Annotated in this window: 21 protein-coding genes; 1 reads left to right on the forward strand and 20 read right to left on the reverse strand. The window is 41.5% G+C overall.

Annotated elements, in window-relative coordinates:
- The 18 genes from BMW59_RS03725 to BMW59_RS03810 all read right to left on the reverse strand — a co-directional run bounded on the left by BMW59_RS03725 (position 1) and on the right by BMW59_RS03810 (position 20290).
- Entirely contained in the window at positions 1–699 is a 699-nt protein-coding gene (locus BMW59_RS03725; RefSeq protein ID WP_093047679.1) for a DUF881 domain-containing protein, read from the reverse strand.
- Positions 696–1406 carry a DUF881 domain-containing protein gene (locus BMW59_RS03730; RefSeq protein WP_093047680.1) on the reverse strand — a complete coding sequence of 237 codons (711 nt, stop codon included), beginning with the start codon at positions 1404–1406 and terminating at the stop codon, positions 696–698. Before BMW59_RS03730 ends, BMW59_RS03725 begins: the two co-directional genes overlap by 4 nt.
- Positions 1390–2172, reverse strand: coding sequence for a cell division protein FtsQ/DivIB (locus BMW59_RS03735; RefSeq protein WP_093047681.1), 783 nt, complete (start codon positions 2170–2172; stop codon positions 1390–1392). The genes BMW59_RS03730 and BMW59_RS03735 overlap by 17 nt, the downstream gene beginning before the upstream one ends.
- 75 nt (positions 2173–2247) lie before the next feature.
- On the reverse strand, positions 2248–3162 hold the full coding sequence (gene murB, locus BMW59_RS03740) for a UDP-N-acetylmuramate dehydrogenase (RefSeq protein WP_093047682.1): 915 nt from the start codon (positions 3160–3162) through the stop codon (positions 2248–2250).
- A complete protein-coding gene (gene murG / locus BMW59_RS03745; protein ID WP_093047683.1) occupies positions 3155–4273 on the reverse strand; it encodes an undecaprenyldiphospho-muramoylpentapeptide beta-N-acetylglucosaminyltransferase in 1119 nt (372 codons plus the stop codon). The genes murB and murG overlap by 8 nt, the downstream gene beginning before the upstream one ends.
- Positions 4274–4679: 406 nt before the next feature.
- Positions 4680–5777, reverse strand: a complete 1098-nt coding sequence (gene spoVE, locus BMW59_RS03750) for a stage V sporulation protein E (RefSeq protein ID WP_093047684.1) — start codon at positions 5775–5777, stop codon at positions 4680–4682.
- A gap of 77 nt (positions 5778–5854) precedes the next feature.
- Positions 5855–7219 (reverse strand): UDP-N-acetylmuramoyl-L-alanine--D-glutamate ligase, encoded by a 1365-nt coding sequence (murD, locus tag BMW59_RS03755; protein WP_093047685.1) that lies wholly within the window; start codon positions 7217–7219, stop codon positions 5855–5857.
- On the reverse strand, positions 7216–8193 hold the full coding sequence (gene mraY, locus BMW59_RS03760; RefSeq protein ID WP_093047686.1) for a phospho-N-acetylmuramoyl-pentapeptide-transferase: 978 nt from the start codon (positions 8191–8193) through the stop codon (positions 7216–7218). The genes murD and mraY overlap by 4 nt, the downstream gene beginning before the upstream one ends.
- Before the next feature lie 15 nt (positions 8194–8208).
- Positions 8209–9564: a UDP-N-acetylmuramoyl-tripeptide--D-alanyl-D-alanine ligase gene (locus BMW59_RS03765; RefSeq protein WP_093047687.1), complete on the reverse strand. Its 1356-nt coding sequence runs from the start codon at positions 9562–9564 to the stop codon at positions 8209–8211.
- A 1-nt stretch (position 9565) separates the two neighbouring features.
- Positions 9566–11032, reverse strand: coding sequence for a UDP-N-acetylmuramoyl-L-alanyl-D-glutamate--2,6-diaminopimelate ligase (locus tag BMW59_RS03770; protein WP_093047688.1), 1467 nt, complete (start codon positions 11030–11032; stop codon positions 9566–9568).
- 60 nt (positions 11033–11092) lie between these two features.
- Positions 11093–13030 carry a stage V sporulation protein D gene (locus BMW59_RS03775; RefSeq protein WP_093047689.1) on the reverse strand — a complete coding sequence of 646 codons (1938 nt, stop codon included), beginning with the start codon at positions 13028–13030 and terminating at the stop codon, positions 11093–11095.
- A gap of 92 nt (positions 13031–13122) precedes the next feature.
- On the reverse strand, positions 13123–15339 hold the full coding sequence (locus BMW59_RS03780) for a penicillin-binding protein (protein ID WP_245732935.1): 2217 nt from the start codon (positions 15337–15339) through the stop codon (positions 13123–13125).
- A gap of 36 nt (positions 15340–15375) precedes the next feature.
- Entirely contained in the window at positions 15376–15747 is a 372-nt protein-coding gene (gene ftsL / locus BMW59_RS03785) for a cell division protein FtsL (protein WP_093047690.1), read from the reverse strand.
- Between the two features lie 12 nt (positions 15748–15759).
- Positions 15760–16695 (reverse strand): 16S rRNA (cytosine(1402)-N(4))-methyltransferase RsmH, encoded by a 936-nt coding sequence (gene rsmH, locus BMW59_RS03790; RefSeq protein WP_093047691.1) that lies wholly within the window; start codon positions 16693–16695, stop codon positions 15760–15762.
- A gap of 30 nt (positions 16696–16725) precedes the next feature.
- Positions 16726–17157 carry a division/cell wall cluster transcriptional repressor MraZ gene (gene mraZ, locus BMW59_RS03795; RefSeq protein ID WP_093047692.1) on the reverse strand — a complete coding sequence of 144 codons (432 nt, stop codon included), beginning with the start codon at positions 17155–17157 and terminating at the stop codon, positions 16726–16728.
- Positions 17158–17272: 115 nt separating this feature from the next.
- Positions 17273–18907 carry a bacillithiol biosynthesis cysteine-adding enzyme BshC gene (gene bshC, locus BMW59_RS03800; RefSeq protein WP_093047693.1) on the reverse strand — a complete coding sequence of 545 codons (1635 nt, stop codon included), beginning with the start codon at positions 18905–18907 and terminating at the stop codon, positions 17273–17275.
- Between the two features lie 113 nt (positions 18908–19020).
- Positions 19021–19401, reverse strand: a complete 381-nt coding sequence (locus BMW59_RS03805) for a DUF3397 domain-containing protein (RefSeq protein ID WP_093047694.1) — start codon at positions 19399–19401, stop codon at positions 19021–19023.
- The gene (locus BMW59_RS03810; protein ID WP_093047695.1) at positions 19394–20290 is read right to left on the reverse strand and encodes a 2-dehydropantoate 2-reductase; all 897 of its coding nucleotides are present in this window, start codon (positions 20288–20290) and stop codon (positions 19394–19396) included. The genes BMW59_RS03805 and BMW59_RS03810 overlap by 8 nt, the downstream gene beginning before the upstream one ends.
- Positions 20291–20476: 186 nt before the next feature.
- Between BMW59_RS03810 and BMW59_RS03815 the strand changes: the two genes are divergently transcribed.
- A complete protein-coding gene (locus BMW59_RS03815) occupies positions 20477–20956 on the forward strand; it encodes an N-acetyltransferase (protein WP_093047696.1) in 480 nt (159 codons plus the stop codon).
- Positions 20957–21171: 215 nt separating this feature from the next.
- On the opposite strand, the gene BMW59_RS03820 is transcribed toward BMW59_RS03815, so the two are convergent.
- Together BMW59_RS03820 and BMW59_RS03825 are read right to left on the reverse strand one after the other, a co-directional pair.
- Positions 21172–21720: an RsfA family transcriptional regulator gene (locus BMW59_RS03820; RefSeq protein ID WP_093047697.1), complete on the reverse strand. Its 549-nt coding sequence runs from the start codon at positions 21718–21720 to the stop codon at positions 21172–21174.
- A gap of 103 nt (positions 21721–21823) precedes the next feature.
- Entirely contained in the window at positions 21824–22576 is a 753-nt protein-coding gene (locus BMW59_RS03825) for an enoyl-CoA hydratase/isomerase family protein (RefSeq protein WP_093047698.1), read from the reverse strand.
- Between the last annotated feature and the right edge of the window lie 133 nt (positions 22577–22709).

Raw genomic sequence — 22709 nt, forward strand, 5'->3', positions numbered from 1 at the left:
TCAGGATCCCTCCTGTACAGGTTCCATAAACCGCGTGCGGTAATTTTTATCAAACGCGGGAAGTGTCAAACTGTTGACAGGATTTGAGGAAAAATTCATGTTTTCATATAAAAACATTTCGCGGGATTGAGAAGACATAATGGCATGGTGGAGGGATTCAGGATCATTGGTAATCACTTTAATCTCCACCGGAAAATAACTTAACCAGTTCCCATTTACTAAAGTCCGTCCATTCGCTTCACGAATTGCAGTAGTGGATACTATTCTTTCGTTTCCTACTGCAATGTGCTCCGCTCCCTGGATATTTAAATCATTAATCAGAAGTCTCAGCAAATATGGAGGAATGGAGCTGATCGCCCCACCGGTATAATTGTGGTCAAATTCCAAGTCTATCTGAATAACTAACCCTTCCCCAGTCACTTCTGTTAACCCGGCTTGTTCTTGTAAATTTTCAATTACATCGGCCATGACATCTTCAACATCCTCTGTCTCTTCAAGCTGGTTTAAAATTTCCTGCTGCCGGCTAATTTCTTCATTTAATTCCTGCTGTCTTTCTTTCTCGGCCATTAAAGCCTGGCGAAGTTCTGCCATATTTCTCGTATCACGGGTTTCAGGTTCCGCGTGGGACTGAAATTGCACTGCTGCCATATATCCTATAATCAGTGTGACACATGCAAAAATAACAGGAATCTTCTTCATGTGTCTTCCCCGCCTTCAAAATAAGGGTTAATAACGACTTCATTTTTTCTTTCAATCCGTACTTGAATATTCTCGCTGACTAATTGATCTTTTACTCCTCCAGCCAAATTCAGCGATTCGTCCAGTGTTTCCCGGTCTCCAATCGCAGTAATTTCAAATGGAGCGAAGGAAGTCTCCCCGTCTATTTCAATAACCGGCCCTGTACACTGGATATAACTCTGGTGGCTGATCCTCCGTCCATTAATTGCTACTGCTTCTGCACCAGCTACGAGAAGTTCGTCAATCACCTGCTGAAGATGATGTTCATGAACAATGTAATTATTTGGACTATCTTCTCCTGGAATATACTCTGCATCTGTCAATGTCACATGGAGCCCTTCCCCTTTCACTCCCACATTACCAGTGACCATTCTAAGATGATCCAAATCTTCCACAAGATTAAAATAGGTTCTTTCCCGATGAGAAATTTCTTCTTCGACTGTTTTTATTTCTGTTTGAATCTCTTTTAGCTCACCGGCCAGTTCCCTGTTCACCTGCTGTTCCCTTAACACGTCATTTCGCAAGTCTGCTTCTTCCTGCCATTGCGAATCAGTCATCGTGTAACCTTCTCTTTCTGATTGTCCGGCCATTTGATAGCTTAAAGAGATTAAAAAGCCTGTGACTAATAACACCACTGAGAATATAACGTATTTACCCTTCAATTTCAATTTCTTCCTCCTCATCCTCTGTATTGAAACGTTCGAAATAAGGGTTCATACGCATATGAACGATGCCTTCTTCCTCAGGGTCCAGCTGTTCAACAACTGACGGATAGGGCGCGATTCTTTCAGAAAACTGGTTAACTGTGGAACTGACTACAAAACCGTCATTCATTAGAATTGTTAACCTGCCTGGATCATTATCAAGAGGTTCAAGAATAACATCAGATATCCTCTGTCGCAGACCGCTTGGTGTTTGTGACAATTCATTTACCATTGCTTCTCTAATCTGATTATCTTCAAATCCCCTTAGGACAGGCGCATCGAAGGGAGTGGCTCTTTGGCCTCCATTGTCGTAAATTTCCCCGGTCACAAGCACAGGTGCATAAGAATTCCCGTCCTTTATATAAGCAATCCGCTCATGTTCGGTCACAGTAATAACGACTGTATTCATCCACTCCCTTGAAATCTCCACAGAGTTAATGGCATCATGGTCAGTCAGCCTTTCAACCAGTTCACTCCCCCCTAAATTCCACATACTGGCGCCCTGGAGGAGTTCAGACTCATCGACCACCCAATCTGCTGAAGCAAGATTGTTCCCTCTGACGTTAACTGTTTGGACTTGGCTGAAAGAACTTTGAAAATACACGATCAATAGCATAAGGGTGAAAAATACAGAAACGTAAACAATCAGTCTCCTGTTTGACTTCTGCTTTCGCCGTTCTTTCAGTTTAGGTATTCGCTCTTCAATTTTTACTACCTTTTTTTCTTTCATCTGCCTTCCTCCATTGTAAAGCAAGGGATTGAACGAGAAAACAAATTATATAAACTTTCATATAATTGAAATAGTTTAGTCACCGATATACTCAACTTCTGTTTCCAGGTCAATACCGTAATGAATACGAACCTGCTCTTTAATATAGTCAATCAAGGTTAGTATATCTTCTGCTGAAGCATCACCCGTATTTACTATAAAATTGGCATGTCTTTCAGAGATTTGTGCCCCTCCTACCTTGTAACCTTTTAACCCTAACTCTTCAATTAGCCGGCCTGCATGTTCGGGTAATGGATTACGGAACACACTTCCACAGCAAGGGTCTTTCCAAGGCTGGGTCTCTTTCCGATAATTTTTATTTGTTTGTAATCTTTCGCGAATCTCAGCCGTATTTCCTTTATTTAATTGAAATTCAGCTGATATGCAAATTCCGCCGTTTTTCTGTAAAACTGAGCTTCGGTAGGCAAACTTTAATTCTTCATTACTCAGCCATGTGCACTCTCCATTCCGCATCAGCACATATGCTTTAGTTAAAATGGCTGAAATGTCTGATTTATGAGCTCCTGCATTCATAAAAACAGCGCCGCCAACAGAGCCCGGTATTCCGCCGGCAAATTCTAAGCCTGAATAGCCTTTTTTACTCATAATCGTAGCCAGTTTAATAAGGGAAAAGCCTGCCCCGACAGAAATTAAATCTCCTTCCTGTTTGAATGAAGCCAGTTTGTCTCCAAGCTTAATGACAACTCCATTTATTCCCTTGTCAGACACGAGAATGTTAGAACCTCTCCCGAGAATAAACCAGGGAAGCTTTTTTTCCTTAATAAAAGCCATAGCATATTTGAGGCTTTCTACTGAATCCGGTTCAATCATCAGAGCTGCCGGGCCGCCTATTTTCCAAGTTGTATGATTCTTCAATGGTTCATCCAGTGCAGCTTTACCAGTAGAATTTTTATCAAGTTCCTCTTTTAATTCGCGTAATACCCTATCCATTTAATTTACCGCCGTTTGTTAAAGATTTTATTATACGCTCAATATCTGCGGAAGCATCAGGTCTGCCAAGCTTAAGCGCCCCTTCTTTCATGCTGGTCCATTTATCCCTGTCAGATAAAATATCATCAATTTCTTTAAACAGGCGGTCAGGGGCCATTTCACTTTCTAAAATCACTTTTGCTGCATTTTCTTTTTCCAAAGAGCGGGCATTTTTTTCCTGGTGATTATTCGTCACATACGGACTTGGAATAAGCACCGAAGGTAAACCTAAAGCAGTAATTTCAGCAAGTGTAGTAGCTCCAGCCCGAGCTACCAGCAAATCAACTTCATTAAGGATAGCCGGCATATTTTCAATATAAGGTACTGTAACAATACCGCTTACGCCTGTTTCTTTATCAATTTTTTCTTTAACTGTTTCATAATGAGCCTGCCCTGTTACATAAAGACACTGATAATCTTTTGACTTCCATTGCTGTAAAGTTTCCATTACAGCATCATTAATAGGTTTTGCTCCACGGCTGCCTCCTACAATAAGGACAGTTTTAAGGGATGGGTCAAGACCAAGTTCTTTAATCTTTGACTTCCCTGTCACTGTCCTTTGTTTTACAACTTCGCTCGCTCTCGGATTGCCGGTCAACACTACTTTTTCTTTTGGAAAAAAGTCAGCTGAATCAGGAAACGACAAGGCGATCTTTGTTACATATCGGGATAGAAATTTATTAGTCAGCCCTGGTACACTGTTTTGTTCATGTATTATTGTAGGAATTTTCTGCTTAGCGGCTGCAAAAACAACTGGCCCACAGACGTATCCCCCGGTCCCTATAACCACATCCGGCTTGAATTCTTTAATGTACTTTCTCGATTTTCTCACCGCGTTTATAAAACGTAAAATGGTTTTTACATTATCTAAGGATACTTTTCGTTTAAACCCTGATATTTTGACCGTTTTAAATGGAATTCCTTCCTTAGGTACAATATTTGCTTCAAGGCCGTTTTCTGTACCAATATATAAACATTCAACTGAATTATTTTGGTTTTTTAAATGATTGATAAAAGCGACAGCTGGGTAAATGTGTCCGCCAGTACCGCCACCGGATATTAAAACTTTCATATTTTCCTCCTAAACGATTTCCATTAATTAATAACAGAATCTTTTACTGTATCATTCCTATTTTAACCGAATATTAAAGGGATTTTAAGTCAATTATGGATGTTTTTAAACTTTTAAACAAAATATAATTTATTTTATAAATCGTTGGTCTTTCCATCACTTTTTTCGCCTTAAATTTTATGCTCTGTTAAACTTCGGAACCTGCCTCATCCGGTAAACGAAGGCGGGGACACCCCCTAGCTGAAAACAAGCCCCTCGGAAAGTGCCCTTCCTAATGACTAAAGTCACTGCTTCTAACACAAAAGAACACCCGAAACAACATTCGTAAAAATTGTTTCGGATGTCTTTAAAGTCACTATTCTTTTGTTTCAGTGTCTATGACTGGTGCCTCGCCTCTCTTATCAAGTTACCGAATATGCCGGCTGATATTCAAGAGCACGCCAATCGTCGTGAGCATTAAAGTAAGGGATGATCCTCCGTAACTCAACAAAGGAAGTGTAATCCCCGTCACAGGCATGAGCCCAATCACTACTCCAATATTAATCATTACTTGTATTGCTATCATACCAATAATACCGGTAGCAAATAAGGTACCGAATAAATCCGGAGCATGCAAGGCGATCCTTAACCCTCTCCACAATAAAACGGCAAAACAGAGAAGAACGAACGACCCGCCTAAAAAGCCGAGTTCTTCAGCCAAAATGGCAAAAATAAAATCTGTTTGCGGTTCAGGCAAGTAAAAATATTTTTGCCGGCTGTGACCGAAACCCAACCCTAAAATTCCTCCTGGAGCGATAGCGAATAATGATTGTATAATCTGAAATCCACTGCCCAGAGGGTCTTGCCAGGGATCCAGAAATGAGGTGATCCGCTGAAGACGGTAAGGGGCCGACACTATTAATCCAACAAAACCGATCGCCCCTATCCCTCCCAAAAACATAAAGTGGGAAATTCTGGCCCCGGCGACAAAAATTATTAAAACACACGTGAAAACCATAACTGCCCCTGTGCCCAAGTCCGGCTGGAGCATAATAAGGCCAAAAGCAATAAAAACAAGAGACAAAGCCGGCACCAGGCCTTTTTTCCAGGATGTTATATACTTCTGATTTTCTGAAACATACTTTGCTAAAAATAATATCATCGCAAGTTTCATAAATTCTGAAGGCTGGATTGAGAAAGCTCCTACCCCCAGCCAGCTTTGTGCTCCGCCCCTTACTAAACCCACGCCGGGAATCAGAACGATAACAAGTAGGGCAAAACATATCCATAAAATAATATGCGCCATTTGTTTTAACCGCCAATAATCCACTTGAACGGTTACAAACATAGCTGCCAGCCCCACACCTACAAAAATCAGCTGTCTTTTTAAAAAGAAATAGGGATCCTGGAAACGGTATTCTGCCCAGACTGCGCTGGCACTGTAAACCATCATACTACCTATAATTACTAGAATTACAGTTACAACTACCAATATTAAATCAGGAGTCGTTCGGACTTTAGGCAATAGAAAAACACCTCGATTCTTCTAACCCTGGAGGGCCTCTATTACCTATTCATATGTATGGCTTGGCCAATCATGACTTATTTTTGCTGCTTAATTAATTCAACTTGTTCTGTAAATGCTTTTCCGCGTTCCTCAAAAGTTTTAAACTGGTCCCACGAGGCACAGGCCGGAGATAACAGAATCACGTCCCCTTTATTTGAACAGCTGTATGCTTTAGAGGTTGCTTCATTTAAAGTATCGGCTGAATCGACAAAGGGCACTCCGGACTGCCTGCCGGTTTCGGCAAGTTTATCTTTTGTTTCGCCGTAAGTGATCAGCGCACTGACTTTTTCAGAAAGCAATGGTTTAAGCGCGTCAAAAGACAGTCCCCTGTCCAGACCTCCGGCAATTAAAACAACAGGCTGATTAAATGCCTTTAAGGCTGTAATTGTTGCCGGTACATTCGTTGCTTTGGAATTATTATAAACCTTTCGCCCCTCTACGTCACCGATAAATTGAAGGCGGTGTTCCACGCCTTCAAACGTCTTTAAGACATGCCTGATTTGCTCTATGTCTGCTCCGCCCAAAATTGCTGCAGCAGCTGCGGCAAGGGCGTTTGCCACGTTATGATCCCCGGGAAGAGACATGTCTTTAGCCTGAATAAGTTTTTCATTAAAAACAGTCAGCCATCCTTCTGAAAGACAAGCGCCGTTTTCCAGATTTTTTTCTACAGAAAAAGGGATTAACTGTGCTTTCGCCTCTTTAACAACCTTCGATACAAGTGGGTCATCCGCATTGTAAATGAGGTAATCGCCGCTCGTCTGGTTCCGGAAAATATGAGATTTAGCTTCAATATAGTCATCCATAGACCCATGGTAATCCAGATGGGCTTCTACAAAATTTAACAGTACGGCAATTTTAGGCGCAAATGTTTCTGTGCCCATAAGCTGAAAACTGGATAATTCCACAACCATCTCGTCCTTGGGGGTGGCCTCTCTAGCCACTTTGCATGCAACTTTGCCGATATTTCCTGCTATTAATGGATTCCGCCGGCCACCTTTAAGCATTTCGCCAACGTAAGTCGTCGTTGTTGTTTTACCGTTGGAGCCGGTGATGCCAATCATCTCTGCCTCTGAAATTAAATAAGCCAGTTCCACTTCAGTGTAGATAGGGATATTCAGCCCTTTAGCTTTTGCAACTAAAGGATGGTCATAACGGACTCCCGGGTTCTTAACTAAATAATTAAGCTCTTCTGAGACAAGTTCCTCAGGATGGGAGCCGCAAACTACTTCGATACCTTCTTTTTCAAGCTCTTTTGCCTGCTCATTTTCCTCATAAGGTTTCCGGTCATTCACTGTCACCTGAGCCCCCAGGTGATTCAGCAGTTTTGCGGCTTCAGTCCCGCTTTTTGCCAACCCGAGTACAAGTACTTTTTTATCTTTAAATTTATTAACTAGTTTCATGACATCCACACCTCTAAATAAACGCCTGTAAAGGCAAATAAAATTCCTACCAGCCAGAAGGTTACTACAACCCGCCACTCACTCCAGCCTGAAAGCTCATAATGATGGTGAAGAGGACTCATCTTAAATACTCTTTTCCCAGTCGTTTTGAATGAGATAACCTGGATAATTACAGATAATGTTTCGATAACAAACACGCCGCCTATTACTACCAGTAATAATTCCATTTTAGTCAGGATAGCAATCATCGCCAGAGCACCGCCTAGTGCCAATGATCCGGTATCTCCCATAAATACTTTCGCCGGATGAGCGTTAAACACGAGGAAACCAAGAACAGCACCCACTACCGCAAGAGAAAACAATGATACTGTAAGCATCCCCGTAAAATAAGCGAGTATAGCGAAAGCTCCAAAAGCTACGGCAGCTGTCCCTGCAACTAACCCATCCAGTCCGTCAGTCAGGTTAACCGCGTTACTGGCTCCGACCAGCATAACAATAATCAGCGGAAGGTACAGCCAGCCCACATCCAACGCTAAACCTGTTCCAGGAATATGTACTTCGGTAGAAATGCCCGACTGAAGCAAAACGACATACACAACTGCTGAAATAGCAACCTGGCCTAAAAATTTCTGTTTTGAAGTTAAACCTAGGTTTCTTTTCTTCACTACTTTTATATAGTCATCGAGAAAGCCCAGCAGTCCAAATCCGACTGTGACTAACAGCAGGAGCCAGATCTCCACTCCAATAGTGTGAAATTGCCCTGCCATTACCAGAGAAGAAAAGACAATCGATAAAATAATCATTAGGCCGCCCATCGTAGGGGTCCCGGTTTTCTTCTGGTGGGATTTCGGGCCTTCATCCCTGATACTTTGCCCAAACTTTAATTTTCTTAAAAATGGAATGAGAAACGGTGAAAGAAATACCGTTAATAAAAAAGCTAAAAGTAATGTAAATAATAATCCTTGTTCCAACATGAAAGGAACTCCTTTCTACCGACTATTCAATTCTTCTATAATCTGCTCCAATAATTCTCTGTTTGCGCCCCTGTATAAGGCGAGGCTCGAACTTTCTATCAGTTCTTTAAACGTATTAACAGCTTTTCCATGAGTAGCAAAGTGTTTGCTGTTTATCTGAGCGTTGCCTTTTCTCTTTAATGCTTCTTTTACCCAAAACGCTTTTTCTCCAATTGTAATCACATCAGTGACAGGCAGTGCGACCTGGGAAGCAAATACTTCATGTAAGGTTTTATCCTGGGGGGCCGCCTGGAAACCCTCATCTACAATTAAAACTCTTCTGCTGAACGTATGCATGTGCTTTAACATACCTAAAGAAAATTCTAAATCACTTTCTTCCACATGTGTATGATCAAATAGGATAACTGACCTGAATGATGTTTCTACAGCATCCAAAGACATATCTTCCATAGTCAGACTTGATAATGACCGATGGATTTGCTCCGCTCCAATCCCCAGGTGAATAGCAGCAGCAACTGCAGCAACTACAGGTTTTATATGCCCGCTCAATAAAGCCGGGACATTAAAATCAATCATGACTCCTTCTAACTGAAAAATACACTCTTCTCCTGCTGTTTCTTTGCTGCTGATTTGAAAAATATTATGTTCTCCAAATCCGTATGTTGACACATCAGTTTTCCATTCACGGTTTGAAAAGGAAGTGTCTCCTTCTGCGATAATAGTTCCTGTTGCTTTCATACCTTCTTCAATACACACTGCATAGGCAGGATCTTTAATTTCTTTTACGCTGTCTGCAAAACAGACCAGTGAAAAAGCAGGCTGAAGCAGGTTACTTATATGACAGACTGTCTCTTCAGACTTGTCAGGGACATCACATATTAGGACGTCACTTTCAAGAGGCATGGACAGCACCGTTTCATACACACTCATCTCATTATCTGCAGAATGTTTTGCTTCATGGACTTTATATGATCCTGAGAGGACTTTACTTAACACTTTCTTAGCTACAAGCCTCGAATAATCTCCAGTGACAGCTACCGAAACCGCGTCCACTTCCTTCAAGTAACGGTTGGCCAGACTGCGGACAGCTTCCAGCGGGTCATCTGTATATAAAACAGGAAAATCATCTGGTACAGTACTTGGAAGCTCAATTCCTTTTTTCCAGAAGGAAGCAGCCGCACCACATTCCATAGCCGCTTCAATAAACTGATGTCCGTCATAGAACTCCCCCTGGAGAGGAACGTATATTTGCCCGCTCTGAATAGAGTTGGAGTCTGCCGACACACCTGCAGCGGTAAAAGTGATAGGAAAGCGGCCTTTCACTTCATCACAAACTGATTTTATAAGCTGATAATCAATATGACCATACATGCTAATACCTCTCCTTTAAGGCTTCTTTAGCGACGAGCCGATCATCAAAATCAAATGTCTGGTCCCCTATAATCTGATAAGTTTCATGCCCTTTTCCAGCAATTAAAATTACTTCATCCTCTTCAGCATTTTTTACCGCCTCAAATATGGCTTCTTTCCTGCTTAAAATCATACTGTAATTATTATGGGCCATTCCACTCTTCATTTCATTTAATATCTCTTCAGGATCTTCAGAGCGCGGATTATCTGAAGTTAAATAGACATAATCTGAAAGCTTTTCAGCGATAGCTGCCATTTTGGGGCGTTTCGTACGGTCCCTGTCTCCCCCGCATCCTACTACTACTGATACTTTCCCCTTTGCAAACTCTCTGACTGTTTCCAATACGTTTTCCAGGCTGTCTGGCGTATGGGCGTAATCAACAATAACATGAACAGACGCGTCTGTGTCTACTTTTTCAAATCTGCCGGCCACCCCCTGTATTGCAGCCAGGCTTTCCTGAATTGTCTGAATCGGTACACCCGAGGCATACGAAGCGGCGGCGGCTGCAAGGGCATTATATACCGAGAAACGCCCGGTCATTTTTAATTGCACCGGGTATATTCTATTCCCCATACACAGCTGAAAATCTGTACCGGATTCGTGGATATTGACTTCCGTTGCACGGAAGTCTGCTTTTTCGTCCATCCCGTAAGTAATTATGGGGACTGCTGTCATTGTTTCAATTAAATCAAAGTATGGGTCATCTATATTTAATACGGCGATATTCTGATGGTTCTCTTTGTAACCGTTACCGAGCTGAGAAAACAACAACCCTTTCGCCCGGGCATAATTATCCATTGTTTTGTGGTAATCCAAATGATCCTGAGTTAAATTAGTGAAAACACCCACATTAAAATCCACCCCGTGGACCCTTCCAAGCTCTAATGCATGGGAGGAGACTTCCATCGTTACAGCTTCTACTCCTTCAGTGGCCATGTCAGAAAAAGCTTTTTGGAGTGTTAAAGAATCAGGCGTGGTGTTCTTAACTTTAATTTCCTTATTTTTATATTTCATATACATTGTACCGATAATACTGGTTTCCATTGCATAATCGCTCAAAATCCTGTGGATAAGGTGAGTGGTTGTTGTTTTTCCGTTTGTACCTGTCACACCGATCATATGCATTGCTGAACTTGGCAGCCGATAGAAATGTGCCGCCATAATTGCCATCGCCCGTTTACTATCCCTGACTATAATCATCGGGACATTTACAGGCAGCTCCCTCTCCGCAACTATTGCTGCCGCCCCCGCCTCAACGGCTTTAGCAGCAAAATCATGGCCATCCACAGTGAAACCTTCAATACAAAAAAATAAGTCGCCTTTTTTAACTTCTCTGTTATCCATGGCAAGATCATTTATGGTTGGATTGCTTTTTCCTATAAACTTATACGCCGGTAAACAACCGGCAAGTTCTTTCAGTTCAAACATGTCTAATCCCTCTTTCACTTAAACGGATTCTAAATTAAACTCACATACCTCTGTTATATTTTACTGGTCGGGCGGGCTTTTGTCACCCATGTAAATGCGAATCGTAGAGCCGGCCTGAATTCTGATTCCCGGCTCAGGAGACTGGAGGAGAACTTCATCACCTTCCCCTTCGACTTCAAGGGAAAAATCGTAATAAGATTCGTGTATGTCTCTCACTGTCCTCCCTATTAAGTCGGGAACTTCCAAAAGCGGCGTATCGTTCCACATTAACTCTTTTTCGATCTGGTCCTCCCTTTTAGGAACTCCCATAGCCCTTAGTGAGTCTTCAATAATATTTCCTACAATCGGCGCAGCTACAATTCCGCCGAACTGGAGTGTATCTTTTGGATTGTCAACGGCTACATAAACAACAATTTCAGGTTCATCAGCAGGAGCGAAACCAATAAAAGAAACAATATGGTTATTTTCAAGGTATCTGCCATCTTTAGCTTTTTGTGCCGTACCTGTCTTCCCGCCAACCCTGTAACCATCAACGAAAGCACCCTTTCCAGTTCCTTTAGCCACTACATGCTCCAGGGCCGAACGGATTTGAGCTGAAGTCTCTTCAGATATTACCTTCCTTTTGGCTACTGGCTCTTGAGCTATAAGTGTCTGGCCTGTTAAAGGGTCTATCCATTCTTTAGCTAAGAACGGCTGGTATAAGTTTCCCCCGTTTATAGCAGCTGATACAGCTGCCACCTGCTGCAGAGGGGTGACTGAAACCCCTTGCCCGAAGGCTGTTGTGGCCAGTTCCAAAGGGCCTACTGCATCCTCCTCGAACAGTATCCCTTTCCCTTCTCCTTGCAAGTCTATGCCTGTTTCTTCACCAAAGCCAAAACTACGAATATAATTAAATAATTTCTCTTTACCGAGCTTCTCTCCGAGTACTACAAATCCTGGGTTACAGGAATTCTGTACGACTTCAAGAAACGTTTGTGAGCCATGGCCGCCTTTTTTCCAGCAGCGGAGTTTATGTCCGGAGACTTCAATATAACCGGGGTCATGAAAGTTATCTTTCTCCAGATCCACCTTACCTTCTTCGAGGGCTGCCGCTAATGTAATTATTTTAAAAGTCGAACCAGGTTCATATTGGCTCCAAATCGGTTTATTCTGGTTATAAACTTCCGGTGGAACATCCTGAAAGTGTTCAGGGTTAAAACCCGGCCGTGAAGACATTCCTAATATTTCACCTGTATTAGGATTCATTGCAATCGCAATGGCCCCATCGGGATTATACACGGCCTCCGCTTCATCCAGTTCCCGCTCTATTATCGTTTGCACGGATGCATCCACGCTCAACTTTAAATGCTGGCCATCGACGGGGGGTGAATAGCGGTCCGCAAGGTTTGGCATCCTTCTCCCTTTTGCGTCCGAATAAAACGAGACGTGGCCGGGTTCCCCGCTTAAAAACTCATCATAAAATAATTCAAGCCCGGTCAGCCCCTGATTATCTATTCCTGCAAATCCCAAAACATGGGATAAATAATCCCCTTTCGGATAGTGTCTCCGGTAATCTTCAGCTACATAGATGCCGTCCAGCTTTAGAAGCCTCACTTGATTTGCAAGATCGTTCGTAATTTTTCTACCCTCAGGGTTTATTCGAACGATTGATTCGTTTTTTGTCACCTTTTCGAACGCTTTTTCTTTTGAAAGTGATAGAACTTCTGACAGCTTTTCTGCAGTTTCTGCCGGATCCTTAATTTGTCTGGGAACGACAAGAAGAGAAGGAGCCGTTACATTTGTGGCGAGTACTTCTCCATGCCGGTCCAGAATTTCTCCCCTTTTAGCTTCAAAAGGAATATTTCTGCCCCACAAATCTTCCGCTTTCTCCGAGATCTCATCTCCCATAACCACTTGTACATACCATAAACGCCCCATCATAATTGTAAAAAGAATGACCCCGGCGATTAACGTAAATATCAACCTTTTTCTCACTGTGACGAAAGACACCCTTTTCATAGTAACCTCCCCTGATATAAAGACAATTCGGCTTGGTTTACACATATGAAAAGAATGGACAGGTTAGAACCTATCCATTCCAGCGTCTTCCTCTAATCCATAAAAAATTCTTCTTCATCTTCTTCATTTTCTTCTGTCTCATCCGGGCTATCGTTATCAGTTTCTATTTCTTCTTCCCTCTGCTCTTCTCCACTGGTTAACGACAGTTCAATAATCATCCGGTTAAGTCCTTTAAGGTTTCCTCCTGGGGGAGGCGTCTGTTTAGTGACAAACCCTGTGCCCTCGACTTCCATATCCACACCGGTTACTTTTTCAAGCAAATAGATGTTTCTTAATGACCAGTTTGATACGTCAGGCACTTCAGGATTTTCATCATCGGTCATTAAAATCACTTTTTCCCCGTACATTAATTCCGTTCCTTGAGCATGTGACTGGCGAATAACAGATTCACCATCTCCAATTAAAGTAACTTTAAGCCCCTGTTCTGCTAATTCCTCTTTTACTGATTGGGCATTTTCCCCCTCATAATCATCAAGCTCAATATTCTCGTGCACCGAAGCTACTTCATCTTCTTCAGTAGGAGTAATATTTAAATATTGTAAACTTTGTTCCATAACTTGCTTAAAAATCAGAGAGACTGGTTCAGACCCTACTTGGTGGCCTTCAAGGTCCGGCCGGTCCACTGCCACGTAAACCACTACTTCAGGGTCGTCTGCCGGCGCCATACCGAGAAAAGAATGAATGTGGTTTCCATGGCCGGCTAAATATCCTCCGCCTTCCTGAGGAATCTGCGCTGTTCCCGTTTTACCGGCTACATCAAACCCTTCGATTGCAAACGGCCTTCCTGTTCCCTCTTCTGCAGTCACAACAGTTTCTAGTATTTCCAATACTTGATTAGCCGTTTCTTCAGAAACAGGTTCCCCTTTTATTTCAGGTTCATTCTCGTGCACTACTTCTCCCTTTTGGGAATCTACAATTCGGTCAATCACAAAAGGAGTCATCATTTTACCGCCATTCGCTATCGCAGTGGCCGCCTGAATCTGCTGGATTGGTGTGATTGCAGTTCCTTGTCCAAAGGCTGTAGTTGCTGCATCAATTGTATATTGCTCTGCAATCAGCCCCGGACTTTCATTTGGTAAATCTATTCCAGTGACATCCCGGAATCCAAAAGCATCAATATAATTATAAAGCGACTCCGGACCTAATTTTTCAAGGGCTAATTTGGAAAAAGCAACATTTGAAGATCGTTGGACCCCTTCATTATAAGTGATTTCTCCCCAGCCCCTGCCCTGGTTATGGTCTCTTACAGTCCGGTCAGTTACTTCGTAAGAGCCCGATTCAAAGGTTTCCTCACCGTTATAGACCCCTTCCTCGATAGCGGCTGCAAGTGAAAACACCTTCATGGTGGACCCCGGCTCAAAACTTGAAGTGACATTAAAGTTTGTATAGTTTTCAATATCTTCGTACTGGTTTGGATTAAAACTGGGACGGTTAGACATGCCGAGTATTTCTCCGGTTTTAGCATTGGCTACAATAGCCATCATTCTTTCGGGGTCATACTCTTCCTGAACTTGATTCATCGTCTGCTCAATAGCCATTTGGATCCGTGAATCTAAAGTCAGGTAGACATCTTTTCCATTTTCAGGTTCCTCAATGAATTCTTCCGCGTTAACCAGCCGGCGGTTTCTTCCGTCCTTCTGATAAGTGATCTGTCCGTTCTTCTCTTTTAAATAGTCATCCAGGCTGCTTTCAAGACCCATCCGGGCCACAGACATGTCTCTTTCTGTATAGCCGAGTATATGAGAAGCAAACGTCTGTTTCGGATAATATCTCCGCGGGTCTTCCCTGAATAAAATTCCATCCAGCTCCAGCTTTTCTACTTCTCTTTTTTTCTCAAAGCTGATATTTTTAGCTTTCGGCCCCAATTCTACCTGCACGGCATCTCTTGTCAGCATACCTTCCAGCTGCTGAGGATCCATATCCAGAACCTGTCCCAATTTTTGGGCTGTTTCACGGGGATCTTCTACGTAACTTTCAAACCGTTCATCTAAAATAGCGATGATGGTATAGGAGGAAATCTCCTCTGCCAATACATCGCCATTTCTGTCATGAATAGAACCTCTTTTACCTTCTATTGTCTGAGTTTGCGACCATCTCTGATTCAACAGCTCTTCCAAGTCCGTACCCTGAACTTCCTTTGCTGCCTGTATGTATACGAACCTGGAAAAAAGAACGAATACGGCAAGAAGCAAAAGAGACAAAAACAGGAGAGCCCGTTTTGTCAGCCGGTTCATCTTTACTTCTTCCACCGGAATCTACCTCCTCACAAAACAATCAAAGGAGAATTATTCATTACCATGAATAACTTTCACGCTTTGGTCATTTAACTTCATACCTAAATCGTTCTGGGCGATATAAAGAATTCTTTCAGGATCTGACAACTCTTTGACTTGTAAAGACAAGCCGTCATTAATACTTTGCTGCTGGGTGATTTGAGTTTCTGTCTGCTGCATTTCATGGTTGAGAGAATACATTTCCGCGTAGTTTGACAGGATAAGATAGGCTGCAAACACCACAGCTATTAAAGCCATAAAGTAAATCCCTTTTTCGCCTTTTGTTATACCGCCTTTAAAAACAAGCTCTTTTACTTTTTTAGTCTGCCGGTCATGCTGCGGGGCATAAGTCTCTTGCGCTCTTTTCTGAACTAATGGGCTCATTTACATTCCTCCTTAAATATTTTTTTCTGCAATCCTCAGTTTAGCTGAATGGGCACGATTATTAACTTCCAGTTCTTCCTCATTTGCCGTTATAGGCTTTCTGTTAATTAGTTTCAGTTCAGGTTCAAATTCTTCAGGTATAACAGGAAGTCCTTTTGGCAGGTCAGGGTAGCTGCTTTTATTTTTAAATACTTGCTTACAGATCCGGTCTTCCAGCGAGTGGAAAGTAATGACAGCAATCCTGCCTCCTTGTTTAGTTAAGGTAACAGCGTCTTCAAGAGCTTGCTTAAAGACATTCAACTCGTCATTAACAGCAATTCTGATTGCCTGGAATGTACGTTTAGCCGGATGTCCTCCCTTTCTTCTGGCAGGTGCAGGGATCCCCTCTTTAATGACTTCTACAAGTTCAAAAGTAGATGTAATTGGAGATGTCTCCCGTTTTTTCTCAATCTTCCTTGCTATTTGCTTGGCAAACTTTTCTTCTCCGTAGCGGGATAAAATCTGAGCGAGTGACTGAAAGCTCCACTCATTAACTACTTCATAAGCTGTGAGTGGTTTAGTCTGATCCATTCTCATATCAAGAGGGGCGTCAAACCGGTAGCTGAATCCTCTTTCTGGCTCATCAAACTGCGGAGATGAAACGCCCAAATCAAACACAAACCCATCCACATTCTCTATATTTCTGTTCCCCAGTTCTTCTTTTAAGTATTGAAAATTGTTATGTACAAAATCAATCTGGGCTGAGTAAGGTTTCAAACGTTCTTTAGCATGTTCAATTGCCTTAATATCCTGATCAAAAGCAATCAGCCTTCCATCGGAAGAAAGTTCGTGTAAAATTCTTTCACTATGTCCGCCACCGCCCAATGTACAATCCACATATATTCCATGCGGGTTAATATTCAGCCCTTTTACTGTTTCTTCCTTTAAGACGGTATCGTGTTCAAACAACCAGCATCTCCTCCTTTCCGATTAAATTTTTTAAAGTTCAAAATCTACAATACCTTCAGCTATTTCCGCAAAAGATTCTTCAGACTCTGCAAAATAGTCTTCCCAAATCGCTTTACTCCAAATCTCTACGCGGTTTGAGACCCCTATGACCACACATTCTTTGTCCAGGGCAGCATAGCTTCGCAAAGTAGATGCAATATTCACTCTTCCCTGTTTATCTAATTCACATTCTGTAGCCCCTGAAAAGAAAAATCTTGTAAAGGCACGTGCATCCTTTTTTGTAAAAGGCAGTGTTTTTAATTTCTGTTCTAATTGCTGCCATTCTTTTTCAGGGTAAACAAATAAGCATTTGTCCATTCCTCTAGTTACTACGAAAGTGGATCCCAGTCCGTCACGGAATTTCGCTGGAATGATCATCCGGCCTTTGTCATCAATATTATGATGATACTCTCCCATGAACATCCGGGTCCACCTCCTCCCCACTTTATAACACTAATTTACCACATCCCCCCACTTTTAACCACTTAGTTTTCAAAAAAAATATTAAAAAAAACACTACGGTTTTCACCATAGTGCTTTATAAATAGACATAAATATGGCTGGCAGAACATATACTTTCTTTCTTCTCCATTAAGCCCGAAACAGTCCTGTCCACAAGGTCAGGTCCGTACCTGTTAAGAAAAGGAAAAATATTTAAATGACGCTCCTGCCATTTATTATGAGGCCGTACCTCAGCCTCTATCTGATTAAAACGTGTCAGATGAGTGTTATTTTGAGATAACATCAGTTGATTGATTTTCCTCTCGTAATCTTTTAATTCATTATTTATTTTACTTTCAAACTGGTTACTGATTGCAGAAGCGTTCTTTCCGATCGGGCTTAGCCTGCCCCGTATTTTCTCAGCCAATTCTTTTAACTCTTGTTCCGTTTCTTCAAAGACTTTTCTTTCATCCACTTTTTTTTGCCTGGCTAGAAAATTACTTTGGAAGTCTGTTAAGCCATCCATAGTCACCGTTTTTACATCCATCTTATATTTTTTTAGATTTTTCTCAGTACTACGTGATAAATAGGTCAAGTGATAACGCGGAAAAACAACAGGCATTTTTCTGTCAAATGAGTGAAATACTTTTTTCAGAACACCCCAGTATTTTAATTCTCCAGGGCCAGCTATGAAAGAATGGACCGGGAGAAGAAATTCCTGCATAAGAGGGCGGGTTACTACATTGTTGCTCAATTGTATTTTCCCATCCTCCACTTGATAAAGGAAGTCATCCTCTGACCATATACGTTCCCCATGTTTCTCTTTAAACCCTTCTTCTGTCCGTTCCAGTAAAAAGCGCTGCCGCCCTTCATGATAGAAAAGGTGCGCATTATTTTCATCAGTTTCTATCGGTTCGCCATAAGCGCTTACTTTCATTTCCTCTGCCTGTTTCAAAAAAGCACGCTGAATGGCCGCATTATTTCGGACCATAGAGGTAAAGAAAGGTCGTTCAATTTCCCGTATAGCAGGGTCAGCCGCATCCATCAGTACAAGGTCTGTGTCTTTAAAGAGACGGTGAAGCACCCTTGCACACCATTCAGTATAGGTTAATTTTCCGGATAACTCATTCATTAAAGTGTCATAAAGTTCCCTTGTAAAAGAGGTTTCTTCCAAACAGAGAAAAGCTTCTTTTAGTTCGTATTTGGCTTTTTCAAGATTAACATTTCTTTCGGACATCGGTTGTTTTATATCGTTTCTTTCAGGTATTCTCACTTTTCTGACATCTGTTTTTTCATAAAAATAAGTATGATTGACCTCATCAATATCATGATCTTCACCTGCAATCCAGAACAACGGAACGACAGGAGCATCAAGCTTTTCCTCTAATTTTTTCGATTCTACTAATATAGTAATAATTTTATTAACGGTATACAGCGGCCCTGTTAATAGTCCTGCCTGCTGCCCGCCCACCACTGTAACACTATTCTTATCCCTAAGGCGTTCTATTTGATGGAAGGCCCGTTCTGAGGGATGATATTTTCTGTTAAAGTTCATAAGCGCTTCAACCAGCTCTTCACGGGGAAAAGCTCTGTTTTTTAATTCTTCATAGCGGGAGACACAGTCTATTGAGCCGAGACCGTAGTCATAAAAGGATAAAATCTGTTTATCTCCGTTTAAATAGCTATGTATAAATGAATTTTCCTGGTAAGTGGTCTCAATTCTAAACTGCATATTTTTCAACCTTTCTGTAAGTGTAAACGGCGGATTTTCCCAATCCTTTCAGACACCTGTTAAAATTCTGTTTAATTATAACAGAAGACGCACGGTGTACCAATTAATTGACCTTAAGCAAGGATCCGGAAAATCATGCCATATATCACGAGGATAAAATAAAGTATGAAAAATACTACAAACTGAAAACGCCACACCCCTTTAAATAAGCGCTGCAACTTAATGTCCTCGTAATTCTTCCAGTGTAAAACAGTAAATATTAGAGCTGTAAACAGAAAAAAAAGAACAATCATCCATCCTGTATGAATTCGCCATATTTCCAAAAATAAAAAATACACGGAAATAATGAACAGTAAAACTGTACTGTCTACAGCTATTTTAAAGGAGACCTGTTTATTCCTGGTAGTTTTTACAGAAACAAAATAAATGATATACAAACCTATCAACGGAACGGTAACAAGTGTCGCAGCTAAAAAAGCTGTGAATTCAATCATAGCTATCCTCCAGTTCAACTTTTTTTAATTCTTTATGGATTTTTAAGATATGTTCACAGCTTATACCTTTTTCACGGCCCAGATTTAATAAGTAACCTGTAATGGCGTCTAATTCGGTTTCTTTTTTAGCGAGCCTGTCCGCAAGCATGGAAGAAGTATTTTCAGCTGTTTGCCTGATCACATTCTCAACAAACTTCCACTCATCCTTTTCAAGAGCCAGCACCTCCACTGCTTCATTAAAAATCTTTCCAGCCAGATCTTTTAACTTCTTATTTAAAAGGATTTGTCCGTTGTTTACCTGATACAAAGCTGTCAGAGGATTAACTACTGCGTTCACCAGCAATTTCCTTTTCATGACAAGTTCTATTTCACTGTTCCATATAACAGGGAAAAATTTATCGTCCGTCAGTAACAGATTCAGGCTTTTTTTCAGAAATCCTTCTCCTCCAACTATAATCTGTCCTGCGCCGGTATGCCGAACTGCCGTATCTGACTTTTTCAACGCCCCATGTGTGACAACGCCTGATAACAAAGGATGTTCAAGGTAACCGCTGGCTTTTTCAATATGGCCCATCCCATTTTGCAAAAATAACAGTGGTATAGGGCTGGGGACCTTTTCTTTAGCCCACTCTAGAAAAAAATCAATTTGAGTCTGTTTTAATGTCACTATAATTAAGTCTTCCTGGCCCCCTTTAAATTCACTGGCCGCTTCAACAGCAGGCTCAGATTTAAGAAGGAGGCCGGCACTCTGGCACGACAGCCCTTCTGAAGCAATATGGCAGGCCTGTCTGTCTGTTCTCGTGACAATCTTTACAAAGTGCCCCTGCTTATTTAAATAAACGGCCGTCAGAAGTCCAATCGCTCCGCCGCCAATAATTGTTATGTTCATCCCTATCACCTTCAGAGTCTATCATTGAGATTATTTTAGCATAAACGTTAAACAGCAGGCATGGTTTTTAAAAGAATACGTTTTCATTTTCTTTTTTTTTCAATTATAATAATCTATAGAACATTCAATAACTTTTGAATGATGATAAAAAGAAGAAGCTATTTTAAAACGTCGGAGGGGATTATGATGGATTTACATGAAGTTGTCAGGTTAAAAGTAAATTTTAAAACACTTGAAGAATTCGAGAATTTCAGAGAGTACGGGCAGCAGGAACTCTCCATGAAAGAAGACCTGGAAGAAAATATTGTTGAAAACGACAGCGAATCACCCTTCTATGGTGTTTATTTCGGAAATAAGCTCGTAGGCCGAATGAGTCTGTATCAGATTGACAAAAAATTCGACCGGTATTTCGAGCCTCCCCAGGATTACCTTGAATTGTGGAAACTTGAAGTGCTGCCGGGATATCAGGGAAAAGGAATTGGAAATGCTTTGGTGAATTTCGCTAAAAGCCATGGTGTTCCGGTTAAAACTAATGCCAGACAGCGTTCTGATGACTTTTGGATCAAACAAGGCTTTGAAGCGTTAACTTACCAGACTGACAGAGACCGTGGGGAAAATCCGTATGTATGGCTGCCTGAAGGCGTCTCCGAGCAATTAGAAGAATAATCATTTAAAACTGGCTGAGTTGAATTTAGCTGAAGACAAGCCCCTGGGCAAGCGGCCACATGGCGGACTGAAATCACTCCCTTTCCCAGGAAGAATAAAGAACATCCGAACAGAAATTTTGTTCGGATTTCTTTATGGTTCTTATTCTTTTGTTCCAGCCCCTTAATTATTTCTCCCTTCCCCTCCCCTGATTTATAAAATCAACATAAAATCTTTTATAAAGTCCTGGACTCATTGTCTTTTTTAGTCGCACGCTGCACTGCATGAATCATTAACTGATATTCTTCCTTTATTTCAGTATAGGCTTCTTTTAAATTAGTAAGTTCTTTTTTTAACAGGTCGTTTTCTTTTTTCAGCTCCTGTAAAAATAATTCATCGCTATGGTCTTTCCCCTCAACTTTTTCTTTTTCCTTTTCAAGAAAGCCAATCATTTGATCAAACCATTTTAATTTTTCATTTCTTTGAGACAGGCCATTTGTCAAAGCGGCCGTTTGTTTACTCTCATTTGGAATAAATGTTTTTTGGTTTCTCACTAAGTTTCTTTTGGATTCCTTCCTTGCTTTTTTAGCCAACTGGATGGCTGAATCGTATTTTTTCCTGACTGAGGAATTCCACCTGAATCCGCAGGCAGCCGAAGTACGCGATAATTTATCTGCGACCTCCTCAAAAGCAGCCAATTGTGTTCCGCCTTCACGAATATGCTTTAAAACCGTTTCCGCCAGCAGGAGATCTTCATCCTGGTTCCATGCATCCTGTCTAATCAAGACATTAAATCCTCCTTTCTATTACCTCCTTAATTCATGTTATATGTATGCTTTTAGTAGAAAAGATAGACGTATAAAAAAAGAGCAGCTTATAAAGCTGCCCTTAACGCTGTTTATTATTAAATTGCTCAACTGCCTTGTGGTGTGCTTCTCCTTCCCACAGAACGGCACACCTTTCAATTTCCTGGTTAATTAATTCAAATAATTGCTTCCGCTCCACTTCAGGCAGCAGATTTTTCTTATAAGCGCGAACCACTTCCGGTGATTTAACCCACTCCGTGCACCATTGGCGGACGTCCTTTTCATCATTTACTATTTGATGGACAAATCCTAAGTCTCTTAATTCCTGTGCTGAATAAACTTTCGCTGTGGCGAGCATTTTTAAGGCGGCATGGTAACCAATTCTTCTTTTTAGCAAGGAAGCCCCGCCCCAGCCGGTCGTTATGGCCAGGTTCCCTTGGATAAAGCCCGCTTTTGCGGAAGCGTTTCCAAGAGTGAAATCGGTTGAACTGGCTATTTCTGCCCCGCCGCCTACTGCCGGTCCGTTTAAGTAGGAGACAGTTACTGCATCTAAGGAAATAATTTTCTTAATTACGCCGCTCATCGGTATAAGCATTTTTTTAGCTTCTTCAGCTGTTCGCAGACCGTGAAATTCTTCAAGATCCCCTCCGCTGCAAAAGGCTTCCCCTTCTCCCTGAATCCATAATACGGTTAGATCTTCATCTTTGTCTAATTCATCTAAGAACCCGTTCAATTTATGCATCATTTCAAAATTTACCGCATTCTTACGTGCAGGACGATTTAATATGATTCTGACTGTATTTTTATCTAAATATTCCATCATGACTGCCATCATAACTGCTCCCTTCTATATAAAATTGTTCATAAGGTGTTAATCGAGTAGGAGGAGGGTTCGACCCTCCGTCCTCTCACACCACCGTACGTACGGTTCTCGTATACGGCGGTTCAATGAGTTGAGTGATGCTTTT

Origin of the sequence: Salipaludibacillus aurantiacus (assembly GCF_900111295.1) — a bacterium.
Lineage (GTDB): Bacteria > Bacillota > Bacilli > Bacillales > Salisediminibacteriaceae > Salipaludibacillus > Salipaludibacillus aurantiacus.